General features: G+C 66.8%; 14 protein-coding genes and 2 tRNA genes. 5 read left to right on the top strand and 11 right to left on the bottom strand.

The window, feature by feature from the left end; genetic code table 11:
- Positions 1 to 382, top strand: a 382-nt coding sequence (locus L286_RS44060) for an SPOR domain-containing protein (RefSeq protein ID WP_021223964.1), incomplete at its 5' end; no start/stop codon positions are given.
- Positions 383 to 524: 142 nt separating this feature from the next.
- Here L286_RS44060 and L286_RS44065 read toward each other — a convergent pair.
- The 4 genes from L286_RS44065 to moaA form a co-directional block, all read right to left on the bottom strand.
- Positions 525 to 599, bottom strand: a tRNA-Asn gene (locus L286_RS44065).
- A 181-nt stretch (positions 600 to 780) separates the two neighbouring features.
- Positions 781 to 855 (bottom strand) — tRNA-Asn (locus L286_RS44070).
- A gap of 78 nt (positions 856 to 933) precedes the next feature.
- A complete protein-coding gene (locus L286_RS44075; RefSeq protein ID WP_020818882.1) occupies positions 934 to 1,710 on the bottom strand; it encodes an NAD kinase in 777 nt (258 codons plus the stop codon).
- On the bottom strand, positions 1,707 to 2,717 hold the full coding sequence (gene moaA, locus L286_RS44080; protein WP_020818881.1) for a GTP 3',8-cyclase MoaA: 1,011 nt from the start codon (positions 2,715 to 2,717) through the stop codon (positions 1,707 to 1,709). The genes L286_RS44075 and moaA overlap by 4 nt, the downstream gene beginning before the upstream one ends.
- A 74-nt stretch (positions 2,718 to 2,791) precedes the next feature.
- Here moaA and L286_RS44085 point away from each other — a divergent pair, with 74 nt between their 5' ends.
- Positions 2,792 to 4,849 carry a putative bifunctional diguanylate cyclase/phosphodiesterase gene (locus L286_RS44085; RefSeq protein ID WP_020818880.1) on the top strand — a complete coding sequence of 686 codons (2,058 nt, stop codon included), beginning with the start codon at positions 2,792 to 2,794 and terminating at the stop codon, positions 4,847 to 4,849.
- Here L286_RS44085 and L286_RS44090 read toward each other — a convergent pair.
- The 4 genes from L286_RS44090 to L286_RS44105 form a co-directional block, all read right to left on the bottom strand.
- Positions 4,838 to 5,584, bottom strand: a complete 747-nt coding sequence (locus L286_RS44090) for a TorF family putative porin (protein ID WP_020818879.1) — start codon at positions 5,582 to 5,584, stop codon at positions 4,838 to 4,840. The genes L286_RS44085 and L286_RS44090 overlap by 12 nt on opposite strands.
- Positions 5,571 to 5,981 (bottom strand): hypothetical protein, encoded by a 411-nt coding sequence (locus L286_RS44095; protein ID WP_007683207.1) that lies wholly within the window; start codon positions 5,979 to 5,981, stop codon positions 5,571 to 5,573. Before L286_RS44095 ends, L286_RS44090 begins: the two co-directional genes overlap by 14 nt.
- 328 nt (positions 5,982 to 6,309) lie before the next feature.
- Positions 6,310 to 9,774 (bottom strand): transcription-repair coupling factor, encoded by a 3,465-nt coding sequence (gene mfd, locus L286_RS44100; RefSeq protein ID WP_020818878.1) that lies wholly within the window; start codon positions 9,772 to 9,774, stop codon positions 6,310 to 6,312.
- A 111-nt stretch (positions 9,775 to 9,885) separates the two neighbouring features.
- On the bottom strand, positions 9,886 to 10,155 hold the full coding sequence (locus L286_RS44105; RefSeq protein WP_007683316.1) for an FAD assembly factor SdhE: 270 nt from the start codon (positions 10,153 to 10,155) through the stop codon (positions 9,886 to 9,888).
- 84 nt (positions 10,156 to 10,239) lie between these two features.
- Between L286_RS44105 and recG the strand changes: the two genes are divergently transcribed.
- A complete protein-coding gene (recG, locus tag L286_RS44110; protein WP_020818876.1) occupies positions 10,240 to 12,303 on the top strand; it encodes an ATP-dependent DNA helicase RecG in 2,064 nt (687 codons plus the stop codon).
- A gap of 182 nt (positions 12,304 to 12,485) precedes the next feature.
- Positions 12,486 to 13,577 (top strand): mechanosensitive ion channel family protein, encoded by a 1,092-nt coding sequence (locus L286_RS44115; RefSeq protein ID WP_007683313.1) that lies wholly within the window; start codon positions 12,486 to 12,488, stop codon positions 13,575 to 13,577.
- Here L286_RS44115 and L286_RS44120 read toward each other — a convergent pair.
- Positions 13,549 to 13,902 (bottom strand): PilZ domain-containing protein, encoded by a 354-nt coding sequence (locus L286_RS44120; RefSeq protein WP_020818875.1) that lies wholly within the window; start codon positions 13,900 to 13,902, stop codon positions 13,549 to 13,551. The genes L286_RS44115 and L286_RS44120 overlap by 29 nt on opposite strands.
- A gap of 76 nt (positions 13,903 to 13,978) precedes the next feature.
- Positions 13,979 to 15,196 (bottom strand): tyrosine--tRNA ligase, encoded by a 1,218-nt coding sequence (tyrS, locus tag L286_RS44125; protein ID WP_020818874.1) that lies wholly within the window; start codon positions 15,194 to 15,196, stop codon positions 13,979 to 13,981.
- Positions 15,197 to 15,339: 143 nt separating this feature from the next.
- Between tyrS and L286_RS44130 the strand changes: the two genes are divergently transcribed.
- Positions 15,340 to 16,428 (top strand): anhydro-N-acetylmuramic acid kinase, encoded by a 1,089-nt coding sequence (locus L286_RS44130; RefSeq protein ID WP_020818873.1) that lies wholly within the window; start codon positions 15,340 to 15,342, stop codon positions 16,426 to 16,428.
- Positions 16,429 to 16,645: 217 nt separating this feature from the next.
- Here L286_RS44130 and L286_RS44135 read toward each other — a convergent pair whose 3' ends face one another.
- Positions 16,646 to 17,821, bottom strand: coding sequence for a vWA domain-containing protein (locus tag L286_RS44135; RefSeq protein WP_007683309.1), 1,176 nt, complete (start codon positions 17,819 to 17,821; stop codon positions 16,646 to 16,648).
- Positions 17,822 to 17,926 lie beyond the last annotated feature (105 nt).

Below are 17,926 nucleotides of genomic sequence, written 5' to 3' on the forward strand. Positions count from 1 at the left end.
CGCCGTGACGCCCCCGCGCCTTCGGGAGGCTCCGCGCCTTCAGCCGGCGGCCTTCCAGGCCAGCGGCAGGGGCAGCGGCCATTGGGTGGTTCAGCTCGGCGCCTATGACAATGCCGCCATCGCCAAGGAAAAATGGTTCGCCATGGCCCGCCGCAACAGCGTGCTGGCGAATTTGCCGGTCGTCACCAGCCAGATCACGGTGAACGGCGCGACCTTCGCCCGTCTGGCCGTCGGCGGCTTCGACGAGCGGGGCGAGGCCGTCGCGCTTTGCCGCGCGATCCAGGCGCGGCGCGGCCAGTGCTTCGTCCGGGAGAATGCGGTCGATGCCCTGCCGCAACGCTGGGCGCTGGCGACCAAGGGCCGTCAATACGCATCGCGCTGAACAAAAAAGCTGACCAGGATCGCATTTGCGGGCGGCATCCACGATGTCCGCCCGCATATTCCTTGCAGGCGCGACCTGCTTCGAAGCCGGATCCGCCGCGCGGGGCAGGGCGGCTGTACATTCGCGTAAATCAGGTGGAAATTGGCTCCCCGAGTAGGATTCGAACCTACGGCCATTCGATTAACAGTCGAATGCTCTACCGCTGAGCTATCGGGGAGCGACCCGGCTCGTGCCGGGCAGGCCGCGCATATGCAGCGGCTTTTGCGAAATGGCAAGGGTGGGAAATGCCGCCGGTCCGAAAAAATGCGCGGGCGGCCCGATATGCGCGGAACATGGGTCGGGGCGCATCGATCCGGCCGGTTGAGGGAGGATTTCCGGCACCGCCGCCGGATGGAAATTGGCTCCCCGAGTAGGATTCGAACCTACGGCCATTCGATTAACAGTCGAATGCTCTACCGCTGAGCTATCGGGGAGCGACCCGGCTTCCGCTGGGCAGGCCGCGCCTATAGCAGCGGCTTTCCGGCAATGGCAAGCGCCAAATGACGGAATTTTCACGCGATGAACTGTTCGGCCGCGATCCGGTCGTCCAGCGTATGTTCCGGGTCGAACAACAGCGTCAGCGGCGTCGCGCGGTCGATCTTGACCTCCACCTGGGCGACGTCGCGCACTTCGCGCTGGTCCGCCACGGCGCTGACCGGGCGCTTCACCGGATCGAGCGCGGTGAACTGGATCACCGTATTTTCCGGCAGGATCGCCCCGCGCCAGCGCCGGGGGCGGAAGGGGCTGATCGGCGTCAGCGCCACCAGCGCCGATCCCAGCGGCAGGATCGGCCCATGGGCGGAAAGATTATAGGCCGTCGAGCCGGCCGGCGTCGCCACCAGCACGCCGTCGCACACCAGTTCGGGCAGGACGGTGCGGTCGTTGACCTTCACCTCCAGCTTGGCGGTCTGGCGCGTTTCGCGCAGCAGCGAGACTTCATTGATGGCGGGGATGGAAAAACGCTCCCCATCCACGGTGTCGACGATCATGCGCAGCGGGCTGACCTTGAAGGGCTTGGCCGCCTCTATCCGCTGTTCCAGCCGTTCGAGCCGCCATTCGTTCATCAGGAAGCCGACCGTGCCCAGGTTCATGCCGAACACCGGCAGGATGCGCCGCCCCTCCAGCATGGAGTGCAGCGTCTGGAGCATGAAGCCGTCGCCGCCCAGCGCGATGATCATGTCCGCCTGGTCCACGGGCACGAAATCATAGGAAGCGCGCAGCCTTTCCTCCGCCGCCTTGGCTGCCGGGCTGGGGGACGCGACCAGGGCGCGCCGGACGTCGTCGGTCATCCGCCGGTCACGCTCATATGCCGCCGCACCGCCGGCGCGGCGTCCGCGCCGATGCGGAAGTCATGCGCCGCCGGCTTCAGCCGCAGGGCGCGGTCGATCAACGGCTCCACCGCCGGCAGTCCGCCCTGGCGGAAGGCGGCCTTCAGGTCGACATGATCCTCATGGCCCAGGCACATGAAGATCTTGCCCTCGCAGGTCATGCGCATGCGGTTGCAATCGGCGCAGAAATTATGGGTGAGCGGCGTGATCAGCCCCAGCCGCGCCTTCAACCCATCGACCGCATGATAGCGCGCCGGACCGCCGGTGCGGTGCGGGATCGGCGCCAGCGCGCGATGGCGGCGGATGGAATCGGCGACCTGCGTCAGCGGCAGATAATGGTCCGTGCGGTCTTCCCCGGTCTCGCCCAGGGGCATGGTCTCGATCAGGGTCAGGTCGAAACCCTGATCGTCGCACCAATGCAGCATCGGCAGGATCTCGTCCTCATTGACGCCCTTGAGCGCGACCATGTTGATCTTGACCGCCAGCCCGGCCGCCCGCGCCGCCGCCAGCCCCTCCAGCACCGGCCGGATGTCGCCGTTCCGCGTCACATGGGCGAAACGTTCGGGGTCCAGGCTGTCCAGGCTGACATTGACGCGCCTGACGCCCGCATCGGCAAGCGCCTGCGCATGGTGCGCCAGCCGCGTGCCGTTGGTGGTGAGCGTCAGTTCATCCAGGCCCGCGCCCACATGCCGCCCGATCCGCCGGACGAGGTCGATGATGTCGCGCCGCACCAGCGGTTCGCCGCCGGTCAGCCTGATCCTGCGCACGCCCCGGGCGATGAAGAGGTCGGCCAGCAGCGCGATCTCCTCCAGCGTCAGAATTTGGTCCCTGGGAAGGAATGTCATCCGCTCCGCCATGCAATAGCGGCAGCGCAGGTCGCAGCGATCCGTCACCGAAATCCGCAAATAGCTGATCCGGCGGCCGAGTGCATCGGTCAGGGCCGTGCGTCCAGGATCGGCCATCTCCATATGTCCTAGCTAGGCGATGGACCTGCCCCGTGCAAGCGTCACTGGTTGCGGCAGCGTAAACAGGTCGCTAACCGATGGACATTAGGGAAGAGGGCGTGAACCGTCCCGAGGAGCATCATGTGAGCGGCGAGACCGCACTGGACGGACAGCGCAGCCTCTTCATCCTGTCGCCGGGCGACCGCGACGGATTGTCGCAGCAGGCGAGGGCGGCGGGCTGGCGCGCCATCGCCGCCCGTCGCGCCACCGATGCCGCGCAGCGCTTCCTGCACAGCGACGCCCAGATCGCCCTGGCCGACATGCGCGGCGCGAGCGATGGCGACATCCGCCTGATCGCGTCGCTGGGTCCGTCGGTGGATGCGGGCGGGGGCGCGCTGATCGTGCTGGTCGACGCGGGGGACATGGCCGCGGTGCCGGCGTTGCTGGAGGCGGGGGCGACGCATTTCCTTGCCGCGCCCTTCACGCCCGCCGAACTGCGCGCCACGCTGGCTTCGGCGCAGCGGCTGGTCGACCGGCTGGTCGGCGGGACCACGCACAGCCGGCGCGCCCAGCGCATCCGGCGCGGCGACGCGCTGTTCTGGGAGAGGGATGGGGACCGCATCCGCATCAGCGACAATCTTGCGCGCCATCTGGGCCTTGACCGGCAGAGCGTCGACCCGGCGACCTTCATCCGCCGCCTGCCGCGTGCCGAGCGCCGTTCCGTGATCGCCGCCCTGCGCGGCATGATGCGGTCCGGCCGTCCGGAGGCCTTCGCCCATGCCGCGCCGGGCCGTCCGGGCGACCGGCTGGTGCATCATCTGCGGCTGGTCGACGGGGTCGTCGCGGCGGATGTGGAGTGGCTGTCCGACGCGCATGGCCATGACGCCACCGGACGGGACGACCTGACCGGGCTGCGCTCGCGCCAGGCGGCGCTCGATTGGCTGGAACAGCGGCAGGGGCTGGCGACGACGGTGCTGCTGCTGTCGATCAGCCAGTTCGACCGCATGAACGCCGCCTATGGCCAGGTCGTGGGCGACGCGCTGCTGGGCCGGATCGCCCGCCGCATAGAGCGCATGACCGTCGACATGGCGGTCGGCGCGATGGTCGCGCGCATCGCCGGGACGGAATTCCTGATCGGCCTGACGGGCGAGGCGGCGACGGCGGAAAAGGCGACCTTCCTGGCCCGGCAACTGATCGGCGCCATCGGCCGGCCGTTCAGCGCTGGGGACCATCTGATCCGCCTCACGGCGCGCTGCGGCATCGCCCAGTCGCGGGCGGATGACGACGCCACCCGCCTTATCCGCCGCGCCGGCACCGCTTTGGCCGACGCCAGGGTCGGGGGCGGGGAGGGCATCCGCATCTTCTCCTCCGAAAAACGCAGCCGCCAGGTGGATGCCGACCAGTTGGAAACCGATCTGCGCCTCGCCCTGGATCGAGGGGAAATCGGCATATTGTTCCAGCCGCAATATCCCGTGGATGGGGAGCATATGATCGGCGTGGAGGCATTGGCCCGCTGGAACCACCCGCAATATGGCGCTCTGGGGGCGGGAATGCTGTTCGCCACGGCGGGGCGTTCCGACTATATGCTGCCGCTTTCCGCGCATATCCAGGCCGAAGCGCTGCGGCAGGCCGCCGCCTGGCCGCGCGCGCTGTCGCATCTGCGCCTGTCGATCAACGTCACGGCGGAGGACATCGCCCAGCCCGGCTTCATGCCGCAATTCCTGAACCTGGTGGACATGAGCGGCTTTCCCCGGTCGCGCCTGACGGTGGAGATTACCGAGAGCGGCCTGATCGAGGATGTGGACAATGCCACCGCCTTGCTGACGGCGCTGCGGGCCGAAGGACTGGCGGTGGCGGTGGACGATTTCGGCACCGGCTATTCCAGCCTTGCCTATCTCAAGAGCCTGCCGCTCGATTATCTGAAGATCGACAGCGGGCTGGCGCAGGACATCGCCGGGACCGCCCGCGACCGAATCATCGTGCGCGGCGTCATCCATATGGCGAAGTCGTTGGGCCTGCGCGTCATCGCCGAAGGGGTGGAGACGGAGCAGCAGCTGGACCTCCTCACCCGCGAAGGTTGCGATTATTATCAGGGTTTCCTGCGTTCGGCGGGCGTTTCCTCCGCCGATCTGGTGGCGCTGGCGCTAAAGGCCTAACCCCACCCGTCCGATCAGGCTTGCCCCCGCATGGCGGCGTCCGGGGCCTGCGATGCCGCTGTCGGCATAGCGCAGGCCGGCGAACCAGCGGTCCTTCATATAGTCGACGCCGATGCCATAGTCCCAATAGGTGCCGTCCGGGCGCAGTCGCGCGGCGCGGGCCGGGTCGCGCGCATCGCCCGAAGATCGGCCGATCCGCGCCGAGACGGTGAGGGGCGTGCCCGGCAACCCCATCGCCGCCGAAGCGGACAGATAGAGATTGTCGCCGCCGATGGACGATTGCCGGGGGGCATAGCTGCCGTTGAAGTCGATGCTGGCCGGTCCGATCATGAAAGCCGCGCCTGCGCCGAATTCGCCATAGCCTTGCCCCGAACTTCCGGGGAAAAGGCGATAGCGCCCTTCGGCGGAAAGCCGCCAGCCGCCGACCTGTCGCGCATAGGCCGCGCCCAGGTCGACGACGGCATCGGCTCCGCCGTGCCGGTCGCTGCCGCTCAGCGAGGCGGCCGTGCCGTCGATGCTCAGCCCGTCCGCCACGGGCACGGACAGAGTGCCCCGCATCACCGGGTCGCCCTCGCTCCAACTCAGCCCCCGGCGCCGTTCCTCGCTGGCGACTTCGACCGTCACGGAGACGCCGTCGGCATATTGCGCGAAGGCGGGGCCGGCGCCGACGCCAGCCTGGAAGGCGCAGGCCAGAAAGGCGCAGGCCAGCGCCGCCCCTTTCTCAGTTGGAGGCAAGATTGCGCACGGCGTCAAGCTCTGCCAGCAGCGGCGCGCGGTCCGCCTGCGCAACCGCGATCAGATGGTCGCGGATTTCGCCTTCATGACGCGCCAGATTGCGTTCCCCCGACTGGCGGCCGGGGGTGCAGGCGCCATGCTCGCTGCCCGAAAACTGCTTGTCGCTGGAAACCGTGCGGCTGAGCGCCGGCCCATGGCTGAGCGCCCGGTCGACCAGGATGGTGGCGGTCCACTGGCACCGTTGCATGTCCGCGCGGTTCGGGGTCTTGGCGCCGATGGTCCTGGCGCGGAACTCGGCGCGGGCGCTGTAGGTCGCCTCCACCGGCTTTCCCCCATGGTCGATCCGGACGCTGTGCGTGGCCGCCGCCGCGGCGAGGGCAATAAGGGTCAAACTCATGTCTTTCTCCTGCTCGACGCCGGACTTTGCTGTCCGGTCGTCAGAGCGGGATTTAGGTCGCGACTGTTGCTGGCTGTTGTCCCAGGGATGACAAAGGGGTGCTGGCGCTTGATGCGGGGAAACGCCAATAGCGGCATTGCCTCACCGTCACCCGGACCCTTCGGCAAGCTCAGGACAGGCTTGATCCGGGGAGCCGCTTTTCCCTCTGCACCGCGCCTCGTCCAAGGCAGCGGGACCCCGGGTCAAGCCCGGGGTGACGGATAGGGGAACGGCCGCTTCTCCACCCAAGAACACTCGGACTGGCGGATCTTGAATTTGTCGACACACCCTAGGCCGCGGCTTTCGCCAGCCCCTTGGAAAGCTGCAGCGCGCCATTGAGCCGCGCCGCCGGATCTGCCCAGGCGCGGTTCACCACGACCTTGCTGTCGGGCCGCAACCGCGCCACGCCGTTCAGCCGCTGGATATAGGCGACCAACCCCTCCGGACGGGGGAAGCGGTCCTCGAAGAAGCTGACCAGCGCGCCCTTCGCCCCGACGTCGATCTTGGCGATATTGGCGGCGACGCAATTCTGCTTGATCTCGATGATCTTGAACAGGTTTTGCGTCGGCGGAGGCAGCTTGCCGAAGCGGTCGATCAGTTCGGCGGCGAAGGCCTCCAGCCCCTGCCGGTCCTCGACTTCGTTGAGGCGGCGGTAAAGGCCCATGCGCAGGTCGAGGTCGGGCACATAATCCTCCGGAATGAGGATCGGCGCGTCGACGGTAATCTGCGGCGAGAAGCTCTCCCGCGCCTTCTCCAGCCCCGCGCCGCCGGCCTTCGCCTCCAGGATCGCGTCCTCCAGCATCGACTGGTAGAGTTCGAACCCGACCTCCTTGATATGGCCGGATTGCTCGTCGCCCACCAGATTGCCCGCGCCGCGTATGTCGAGGTCGTGCGACGCAAGCTGGAACCCCGCGCCCAGCGTGTCCAGGTCGGACAGAACCTTCAGCCGCTTTTCCGCCGTTTCGGTGATCACCCGGTTGGCTGGCGTGGTGAAATAGGCATAGGCGCGCGTCTTCGCCCGCCCGACCCGTCCGCGAAGCTGATAGAGCTGCGCCAGGCCGAAGCGGTCCGCCCGGTGGATGATGAGCGTGTTGGCGGAGGGGATGTCCAGCCCGCTTTCGACGATGGTGGTCGAGAGCAGCACGTCGTAGCGCCTGTCGTAAAAGGCGGACATGCGTTCCTCCACCTCCGTCGCGCTCATCTGGCCATGGGCGACCACCGGCCGCACTTCGGGCACTTCGGTGCGGAGAAATTCCTCGATCTCCGTCAGGTCGGAAATGCGCGGCACGACGAAGAAGCTCTGGCCGCCGCGATAATGTTCGCGCAGCAGCGCCTCGCGGATCACCACTCCGTCCCACGGCATGATGTAGGTCCGCACCGCCAGGCGATCCACTGGCGGCGTCTGGATGACCGACAGTTCCCGCAGGCCCGACATCGCCATCTGCAAGGTGCGCGGAATGGGCGTCGCCGTCAGCGTCAGCACGTGGACGTCGGTCTTGAGCGACTTCAGCCGTTCCTTGTGCGTCACGCCGAACCGCTGCTCCTCGTCCACGATGACGAGGCCCAGCCGCTTGAACTCCAGCCCCTTGGCCAGCAGCGCGTGGGTGCCCACCACGATGTCGACGGTTCCGTCGGCAAGGCCGGCCTTCACCGCCTTCGCCTCCTTGTCCGGCACCAGGCGGGACAGGCGGCCGATCTTCACCGGGAAACCCCGGAAACGCTCCTCGAAATTCATGTGATGCTGCCGGGCGAGCAGGGTGGTCGGGCAGATCACCACCACCTGCATCCCCGCCATCGCCGCGACGAAGGCGGCGCGCAGCGCGACCTCCGTCTTGCCGAAGCCGACATCGCCGCAGACCAGCCGGTCCATCGGCCTGCCAGCGCCCAGATCCTCTATCACGTCGCTGATCGCCCGGTCCTGATCGTCGGTTTCCTGATAGGGGAAGCGGTCGACGAAGGCGGGATAGCCCGCGTTGTCGGGTTCCGCCACGGTCGCGGGCCGCAGGGCGCGCTCCGCCGCGGTCTTGAGCAGTTCGCCCGCAATCTCGCGGATGCGTTCCTTCATCCGCGCCTTGCGCCGCTGCCAGGCCTCCCCGCCCAGCTTGTCCAGGCTGACGCCCTCGCTTTCGGAGCCGTAGCGGGAGAGAACCTCCAGATTTTCGACCGGCACATAGAGCTTGTCGCCGCCCGCATATTCCAGCGCGACGCAATCATGCGCCGCCTTGGCGACGGGAATCTGGGTCAGCCCCTCATAGCGGCCGATGCCATGGTCCATGTGCACGACGAGATCGCCGGGCGAGAGCGTCGCCAGTTCGGCCAGGAAAGCGTCCGCGCTCTTCTTGCGCTTGGCCCGCCTCACCAGCCGGTCGCCCAGCATGTCCTGTTCGGTCAGCACCGCCACGTCGGGCGCGGTGAAGCCATGATCCAGCGGCAGGACGGTCAGCACCGTGCTGCCCCCGGCCGCGATGCCCAGCGCCTCCTGCCAGCTGTCCGCCGCCGCGATCCGCTTCAACCCATGATCGGCCAGCAGGCCGGAAAGCCGTGCCCGCGCCCCGCCCGAATAGCTGGCGATGACGACCTTCTTCTTTGTCCGCTGGAGCGCGGCGATATGCTTGCTCACCGCCTCATAGACATTGGCGTTCTGCGCCCGCTCCGGCGCGAAGTCGCGGGGGCCATCCACTGCGAAGTCGAGGACGGAGGCGCTCTCCGGCTCATGGAAGGGGGTGGTGGCGTGCATCGGCCAGTCGCGCGCCAGGGCGGCCCATTCCTCCGCCTCCAGATAGAGGGCCCGTGGCTCCAGCGGCCGATAGGCGCCCGGATCGGAGGATTTCGCCGCCGCGCGGTTCGCATGATAGTCCCTGATCGCCTCGAACCGCGCCTCCGCCGCGCCCGCCACGCCATGGTCCAGCAGGATCAGGCTGTCGTCGCCCAGATGGTCGGTCAGGGGCACCAGCCGTTCCTCGAACAGCGGCAGCCAATGTTCCATGCCCTGCAGGCGCCGCCCGTCGCTCACCGCCTGATAGAGCGGGTCGCCCGTGGCGGTGGCGCCGAAAATCTCGCGATAGCGGCCGCGGAAACGCTTGATCGTCTCCTTGTCCAGCAAAGCCTCCGACGCCGGGAGCAGGGTGAAGCCCTCGACGCTGCCGCTGGTCCGCTGGTCGGCGGGATCGAAGCGGCGCACCGTCTCTATCTCGTCCCCGAAGAAATCGAGCCTGAGTGGTTGCTCCTCGCCGCCGGGGAACAGGTCGACAATGCCGCCGCGTATGGCGAACTCGCCCCGGTCATGCACGGTGTCGGTGCGCGCATAGCCATTGGCCTGCAGCATGTCGGCCAGCCGCGAGATGGCGATCCGTTCCTTGGGCGCGAGCTTCGCCACCAGTTGCCGCACGCGGAACGGCGTCAGCGTGCGCTGGGTGAGGGCGTTGAGCGTGGTGAGGACGAGTTGCGGCCCCTGCGGCCTCCCTTGCAGGGCGTAGAGGCCCGCCAGCCGCGCCGCGGCGGTGCGCAGCGAAGGGCTGGCCCGGTCATAGGGCAGGCAGTCCCAGGCGGGGATTTCGACGATCTCGATCTCCGGCGCGAAATAATGCGCCGTATCCGCCACGGCGCGCATGAGCTGTTCGTCAGGGGCGACGAACAGGGTGCGGGACGGGGCTGCCCGCGCGATGTCCGCCAGCAGCCAGGGCTGGAAACCGGCCGGCACGCCGGAAAGGGTCATCGGGGCGGAGGCTTTGAGAATCTTGAGAAGGTCGGTCATTCTTTACTCAGTCCCCCTCCCGCAAGCGGGAGAGGTTAGGGGTGGGCGTTGCAACGGCGGTGGAGCAGGCCCACCCCCGGCCCCTTCCGCTTGCGGGAGGGGCGCGTGAGGCTACTTCTTCCCGATCTCCACGAAATCCATCTTCGCGAACCTTTCCCACATCGGCCCGCGCCATTGTTCCGGCAGCGGCAGCGTGCCCAGGGCCCAGGCCATGATGTCGGCATCCTGTTCCTCGATAAACCGTTCGAACCAATCCAGTTCCTCTTCGCCCCATTCCGCATGGTAGCGATCGAAAAATCCGCCCACCGCGAGGTCCGCTTCCTTGATGCCGCGATGCCAGGCCCGGAATTGCAGGCGGCGGATGCGAGGGTCTTCGTTCACAATTGTTCCTTGGACGAGCATGGCGAAATTGCCGATCGGATGTTTGCGCATCGTCCCGGCTGGGCTAGACGCATGCAGATAGCCATGCGACCCGACATCCTCAACCCACTCTTCACCGAAATCGAGGCGCTGAAAGGCGTCGGCCCCACATTGGCAAAACCGCTGGAGCGGTTGGGCCTGGCGCGGGCCGTCGATGTCGCCTTCCACCTTCCGGTCAGCTTTGTCGACCGCCGCATGGTGGACGAACTGATGCTGGGCGATTCAGGCCGGGTCATCGGCATCACGCTCACGCCCACAGACTATCGCGCCTCCGGCAGCGCCCGCGCCCCGTTCCGCGTGATCGCGCAGGACCGGCACGGCAACAGCGTCGCGCTGGTCTATTTCGGCCGCAACAGCGCTTGGCCGCGCAAGCTGCTGCCGCTGGGCGAACCCAAATTCGTCTCCGGCAAGCTGGAGGCCTATGGCGACAATCTGCAGATCGTGCATCCCGACCATGTCCTGCCGCCGGAGGAAGCCGCCACCATTCCCGCGCGCGAGCCGGTCTATGGCCTGTCCGAAGGGTTGACCAACAATCGCCTGCGCGACCTGGTGGCGCAGGCGTTGGCCCGCGCGCCCGAACTGCCCGAATGGATCGAACCCAGCCTGCTCGCCCGCAAGGGCTGGCCGGGATGGCGGGAGGCCCTGCAGCGCATCCATGCCGATCCCGCGGACGCGCTGGCCCGCGAGCGGCTCGCCTATGACGAGATATTCGCCGGCCAGCTCGCGCTGATGCTGGTGCGCCAGTCGTCCCGCAGGCGCAGGGGCGTGCCCGTTGCCGGGGACGGCCGGCTGCGCGCCATGCTCAAGCTGCCATTCGCGCCGACCGGCGCGCAGAGCCGCGCCTTCATGGAAATAGAGGGCGACATGGCCCAGCCCGTGCCCATGCTGCGCCTGTTGCAGGGCGATGTGGGGTCGGGCAAGACGCTGGTCGCGCTGATGGCGCTGCTCAACACGGTCGAGGCGGGGGCGCAGGGCGCGCTGCTGGCGCCGACCGAAATCCTTGCCCGCCAGCATTATGAAACGCTGCGCGGGATGGCGTCGGGCCTGCCGGTGAATATCGCCATCCTGACCGGGCGCGAAAAGGGCAAGGCGCGCGAATCCACCCTCATGGGACTGGCGGACGGCAGCATCGACATATTGGTCGGCACCCACGCCATCTTCCAGGATGCGGTGCGATACCGGAACCTCGCCCTGGCGGTGATCGACGAGCAGCATCGCTTCGGCGTCGCGCAGCGCATGATGCTGGCGGCCAAGGCGGAGCGCGCGCCGCACCTGCTGGTGATGACCGCCACGCCGATCCCGCGCACGCTGACGCTCACTTATTATGGCGAGATGGACGTGTCCCGCCTGGACGAGATGCCGCCGGGCCGGCAGCCGATTCAGACCGTGGTCATGTCCTCCGGGCGTCTCGACGAAGTGGTGGAGGCGCTGGCCCGCCATGTGGAGGGCGGGGGGCAGGCCTATTGGGTCTGCCCGCTGGTCGAGGAAAGCGAGAATAGCGACCTTGCCGCCGCCGAGGCGCGGGCGGAAACGCTGCGGACGCGTTTCGGCGAGCGCGTCGCCATCGTGCACGGCCGGATGAAGGGGCCGGAAAAGGATGCCGCGATGGAATCCTTCGCCTCCGCCCGGGCAAAGATATTGGTGGCGACCACGGTGATCGAGGTCGGCGTCGACGTGCCCAACAGCAACCTCATCATCATCGAAGGGGCCGACCGCTTCGGCCTTGCCCAGCTCCACCAGTTGCGCGGGCGGGTGGGGCGGGGGCAGAATCAGTCGGTCTGCATCCTGCTGCGCGGCAATGCGCTGAGCGAAACCGCCAGGGCGCGCCTTGCGCTGATGCGGGAAACCAATGACGGTTTCCGCATAGCCGAGGAAGACCTGCGCCTGCGGGGCGCGGGCGAGATACTGGGCACGCGCCAGTCGGGCGAGCAGCAGTTGAAGCTCGCCACGCCGGAGCATCTCTCCGCCTTGCTCGATCCGGCGCGGGACGACGCGCATCTGCTGATCGACCGAGATGGGGGACTGAGCGAGGCGCGGGGGCAGGCGGCCAGGATCTGCCTCTACCTCTTCGAACGCGACGCGGCGGTGGGTTTGCTGCGCAGCGGGTAGGAATGTGGTGCTCCTGCGAAGGCAGGAACCCAGTTCGGGCGGTTTTGCGGCTGGCAGCGTCGGAACTGGACTCCTGCCTTCGCAGGAGCACGGCAGGGGTTTGAGGGATTGCCGCGCGCATTGTGGAAGCAACGGCTTGCCGCACCCGCGAAACCATCCCGCCGCCCTGTCGTTGCACGGCCATGCAATCCGACATCAGCCTGCACCATGTCACGTCGATGGCGGCGATCTCCATCGGCCTGTCGGTCGCCGTCGCCTTCCTGCTCCACTGGCTGGCCTATTGGCTGGCGACCCGCATCGTCCGGCGGATGCGGATAGAGCCGGTGATCCTTCCCGCCCTCTACCACCCCAGCCGCTGGCTGATCGTCCTGATGACGCTGGCGGCGGGCATCCAGCCGCTGACCTTCAGCCCGAATGTGGAGGCGATCTGGTCCATCGGATCGAAAATGCTGTTCATCCTGCTGATGGGCTGGCTGGTCTTTTCCCTGATGCGGGCGGGACGCATCATCCTGGAGCGCCGCAGCGACATCAGCGTGGAGGATAATCTGAAGGCGCGGCGGCAGCATACCCGCATCCGCATCCTCTATCGCGTGGCGCAGTTCATCGTCGGATTCCTGATCGTCTCGCTGATGCTGATCGCCATTCCCGGCGTGCGGAGCGTCGGCGTCACGCTGATGGCGTCGGCGGGGCTGGCTGGGCTGGCGGTCGGCGCGGCGGCGCAGCCCGCGCTCAAGAACCTGATCGCCGGCATCCAGATGGCCTTTTCCGAACCGATCCGGCTGGACGATGTCGTGATCGTCGAGGGAGAGTGGGGCCGGATAGAGGACATCAAGCTGACCTATGTCGTCGTTCGCATCTGGGACGACCGGCGGATGATCGTGCCGGTTTCCTATTTCCTGGAAAAGCCGTTCCAGAACTGGACGACGAAAACCTCCGACCTGCTCGGCACCGTCTTCCTTTACGTCGATCCCGCCGCGGACATAGAGGCGATCCGCGCGAAGTTCATCGAGGCGGTCAAGGCCAACAGCCGCTGGGACGGGCGCGTCGCGATATTGCAGGTGACCGACCAGCGCGCCGATGCGCTGGAGCTGCGCGGCCTGCTGAGCGCCAGGAATGCGGGCATAGCCTTCGACCTTCGCTGCGAGGTGCGGGAGGCGATGATGGATTTCCTGCGGACGCGCATGCCGCAGGCGCTGGTCCGATCGCGGCAGCGGCTGGAGGCGGGGGACGATCTGGGAAAGGCGTTTACCAGGCCGTCTGGCGCGGCGGAATGAGCGACAGCATGGCCTCATAGACCCGCGGTTCGATGGGCTTGAGGAACTCGACGCCGATCCGCCCATCCTCCGACCAGCGCACTTCCGCGGCATGATCCTTCACCACGGGCAGCCATATCGTCACCCGTTCGCCTATGCCAAGGGGCGCCTCCGTCCGGCACATCAGTCCCAGGGCGGAGATGTTGATGATCCGCGTGCCATGGGTTCGCCCCTGCGCCGTGATATGGCTGACCATATCGACCAGGTCGCGCTGCGCGCGCCGTTGGTTGACGGCGCTATCCCGCGACTGGTTCAGGTGCGAAAGGCTTGCGAACACCGAAGGCATGTTCGCAGGATAGGCTGAGGAAGATGGCCTCTTCCTTAAATCCCATGGTTAAAGCCTTTTAAAGGCTCTTTTGATTTCAGGCGGTTATCAGCCCGTGCTTCTTCGCGCCGAAGCTGAGCTTGTCCCCCGCCTTCAACGGCAGGGCAGGGTCGCTCACCACCTCGCCATTGACGCGGATCGCGCCCTCCGCCAGCTTCCGCCGCACTTCCTTGTTGGAGGCGGCAAAGCCCAGCGCGGTCGTCCCCTGCACGATGTTCAGCCCTTCGGCGCCAAGGCTGGCGGTCGGCAGGTTGGCGTCGGACGCGCCCTCTTCGAAGGTCCGCCGGGCCGTTTCCGCAGCCGCTGCGGCGGCATCGGCGCCGCGGCAGAGCGCCGTGGCCTCGTTCGCCAGGATTTTCTTCGCCTCGTTGATCTCCGCGCCCTGCAAGGCGGCCAGCCGCTCCACCTCGTCCATCGGCAGGTCGGTGAACAGCCGCAGCCGGTTGGCGACGTCGGCATCGGCCGTGTTGCGCCAGAACTGCCAGTAATCATAGCTGGAAAGCTGGTCCTCGTTGAGCCACACCGCGCCGCCCACGGTCTTGCCCATCTTGGTGCCGTCCGCATTGGTGAGCAGCGGGGTCGTCAGTCCGAACACCTGCGTGCCGTCCACCCGGCGCGCCAGTTCGACGCCGTTGACGATATTGCCCCACTGGTCCGATCCGCCCATCTGCAACCGGCAGGCCGAACGGCGCGACAATTCCAGAAAGTCATAGGCCTGGAGGATCATATAGTTGAATTCCAGGAAGCTGAGCGACTGTTCCCGGTCCAGCCGCAGCTTCACCGAATCGAAACTCAGCATCCGGTTGACCGAGAAATGCTGGCCGATGTCGCGCAGGAAGGGGATATATTCCAGCCGGTCCAGCCATTCCGCATTGTCGAGCATGATCGCGTCGGTCGGCCCGTCGCCGAAGGTCAGGAACCGTTCGAACACCCGCTTGATGCTCGCCACATTCTGCGCGATGGCGTCTGTGGTCAACAGCTTGCGCGCTTCGTCCTTGAAGCTGGGGTCGCCGATCTTGCCGGTGCCGCCGCCCATCAGGACGATGGGCTTGTGCCCGGCCTTCTGCAACTGCCGCAGCATCATGATCGACACCAGGTGGCCGACATGCAGCGAGGGCGCGGTCGGATCGAAGCCGATATAACCCGGCACGACCTGCCTGGCGGCGAGCGCGTCCAACCCCTCCGCATCGGTCAACTGGTGGATATAGCCGCGCGCGTCGAGCAGGCGGAGCAGGTCGGAGGAATAGCTGGTCATGATGCCGCGCCCTGTAGCATCGGCTCACCGACACGAAAAGGGCTTCATGGGGCAAGCTGATCCCGCCCGTTCGGGCTGAGCTTGTCGAAGCCCTCCACTTCTCTAAAGAAGGAACAAGTCGCAGCCCGAACGGAGGAAATGGAATGCTGGCAATAGGCCTGATGTCGGGCACCTCCCGCGACGGCATAGACGCCGCGCTGATCGAGACCGATGGCGAGGGCTCGAGCAAGGGCGTCGCCTTCCACGCCATGCCCTATCATGACGGCTTCCGCCTTCGCCTCGCGGAAGCCTGCCAGCGGGCAATGACCATGGAAAAGCCCGGCTTCGAACCGCTCATCCACGCGGTCGAGGAGGAACTGACGGAGTTCCATGTCGAGGCGGTGTCGGACCTGCTGGCCCGCAGCGGCCATGTGACGCAGGACATCGCCGTCATCGGTTTCCATGGCCACACCGTCGCCCACCGCCCCGAATGGCGCTGGACCTGGCAGATCGGGGATGGCGCGGCCCTGGCGGGCGCCTTCGGCATTCCCGTCGTCGCGGACCTGCGCAGCGCCGACGTCGCGGCGGGCGGGCAGGGCGCTCCGCTGCTCCCGGTCTATCACCGCGCCCTGGCGCATGACCTGCCCAAACCCGTCGCCGTGCTGAACCTGGGCGGGGTCGCCAACATCACCGCCATCGCCTCCGACGGGGAGATCGTCGCCTTCGACACCGGCATGGCGAGCGGCCTTATCGACAATTGGATGCAGGCCCGTGGCGACCGGGGTTTCGACGAAAATGGCGAGACGGCGGCAGGCGGACGGGTGGATGAGGAACGACTGGCCGATATGCTGTCCGACCCCTGGTTCGCCGTCCCTCCGCCCAAGAGCATAGACCGCGAGGCCTTCGCCATCGAGGCGGTGCGCGACCTTTCCCTGGCGGACGGCGCGGCGACCCTGACCGCCTTTTCCGCCGCCGCCGTGGCGCGGGGGCTGGACCATCTGGCGGAGCGGCCGAAGCGCATCTATGTCGCCGGCGGCGGGCGCCGCAATGCGACGCTGATGCGGATGCTGGGCAGCTATAGCGGGGCGGAGGTCCGGCCGGTGGACGAGCTGGGATGGGATGGCGACGCGCTGGAGGCGCAGGGTTTCGCCTATATGGCCGTCCGCCATATGAAGGGCCTGCCGATCAGCTTTCCCGGCACGACCGGCGCGCCGCGGCCGATGACGGGGGGCGTGTTTTTCGAACCGGCATAGGATGTTGATGGCCGGCATTGGCCTGCGCTCTGGATTCGTTTTTTCCGCGATTTTCTTTAGTCCGCAATCGGTTCCGATCGATTGGAAATCGCACTCAGCGCGCCGTGCTCCTGCGCAGGCAGGAGCCCAGTCCAGACGGGGCGTTGACTTGCGGGGGTGGAACTGGACACTCTCATACGGCTTCTTGCTTCCCCCGACGCCATCGGCCCGACGGCGCTCACCGTTTGCGCGTCAATTCCCGCATGGCGCCGTCTATCCCGTCGATGGTCAGCGGATACATGCGCCCGTTCATGATCTCGCGGATCATCATGGTCGACTGACTATAGCCCCAATGCGCCTCCTGCGCGGGGTTCAGCCACACGGCAGCCGGATAGGTATGCAGCACGCGGCCCAGCCAGGTCGCGCCCGGCTCCTCGTTCATATGTTCGACCGACCCGCCGGGATGGCTGATCTCATAGGGACTCATCGCCGCGTCGCCCACGAAGATCACCTTATAGTCATGCCCATATTTGTGCAGTATGTCCCAGGTCGGCGTCCGTTCCGAAAAGCGGCGGCGGTTGTCCTTCCATACGCCCTCGTACAGGCAGTTGTGGAAGTAGAAGAATTCCATGTTCTTGAATTCGCTGGTCGCGGCCGAGAACAGTTCCTCGCACAGCGTGATGAACGGGTCCATCGATCCGCCCACGTCCAGGAACAGCAGCAGCTTCACCGCATTGTGCCGTTCCGGCCGCATGCGGATGTCGAGCCAGCCCTGCCGCGCCGTTCCCCGGATGGTTTCGTCCAGGTCCAGCTCATCCGCCGCGCCCTCCCGCGCGAAGCGCCGCAGCCGCCGCAGCGCCACCTTGATGTTGCGGGTGCCCAGTTCCTTCTGATTGTCCAGATTGGCGAATTCGCGCTTTTCCCACACCTTGATGGCGCGCTTGTGCTTGCTCTCGCCGCCGATCCGCACGCCTTCGGGATTATAGCCGCCATGGCCGAAGGGGGATGTGCCGCCGGTGCCGATCCACTTGTTGCCGCCCTGATGACGTCCCTTCTGCTCCTCCAGCCGCTTCTTCAGCGTCTCCATGATCTCGTCCCAGCTGCCCAGCGACTTGATCTTCTCCATCTCCTCCGCGCTCAGGAACTTCTCCGCCACCAGCCGCAGCCATTCCTCCGGAATTTCCGCCTCGACGCCCTCGGCGCCCAGCACGCCCCTGAACACGCGGGCGAACACCTGGTCGAAGCGGTCGATCAGCCCCTCGTCCTTCACATAGGTGGCGCGGGCGAGATAATAGAAATCCTCCGGCCGCTGGCCGATGACGTCGCGATCCAGCGCCTCCAGCAGCAGCAGATGTTCCTTGATGCCGGCGGGAATGCCGGCAGCGCGCAGCGCATCGAGAAAGTTGAGCATCATGATGGCGTCCCTTGTCCGCCAGCTTGATCGATCATGCAAGCACCCCCGCGTTGTCGGAATGTTAAGTGTTGCAATGCATCGTTAACAAGGCAGTATCCATATCGG

This window comes from Sphingobium sp. HDIP04 (genome assembly GCF_000445085.1).
GTDB lineage: Bacteria > Pseudomonadota > Alphaproteobacteria > Sphingomonadales > Sphingomonadaceae > Sphingobium > Sphingobium indicum.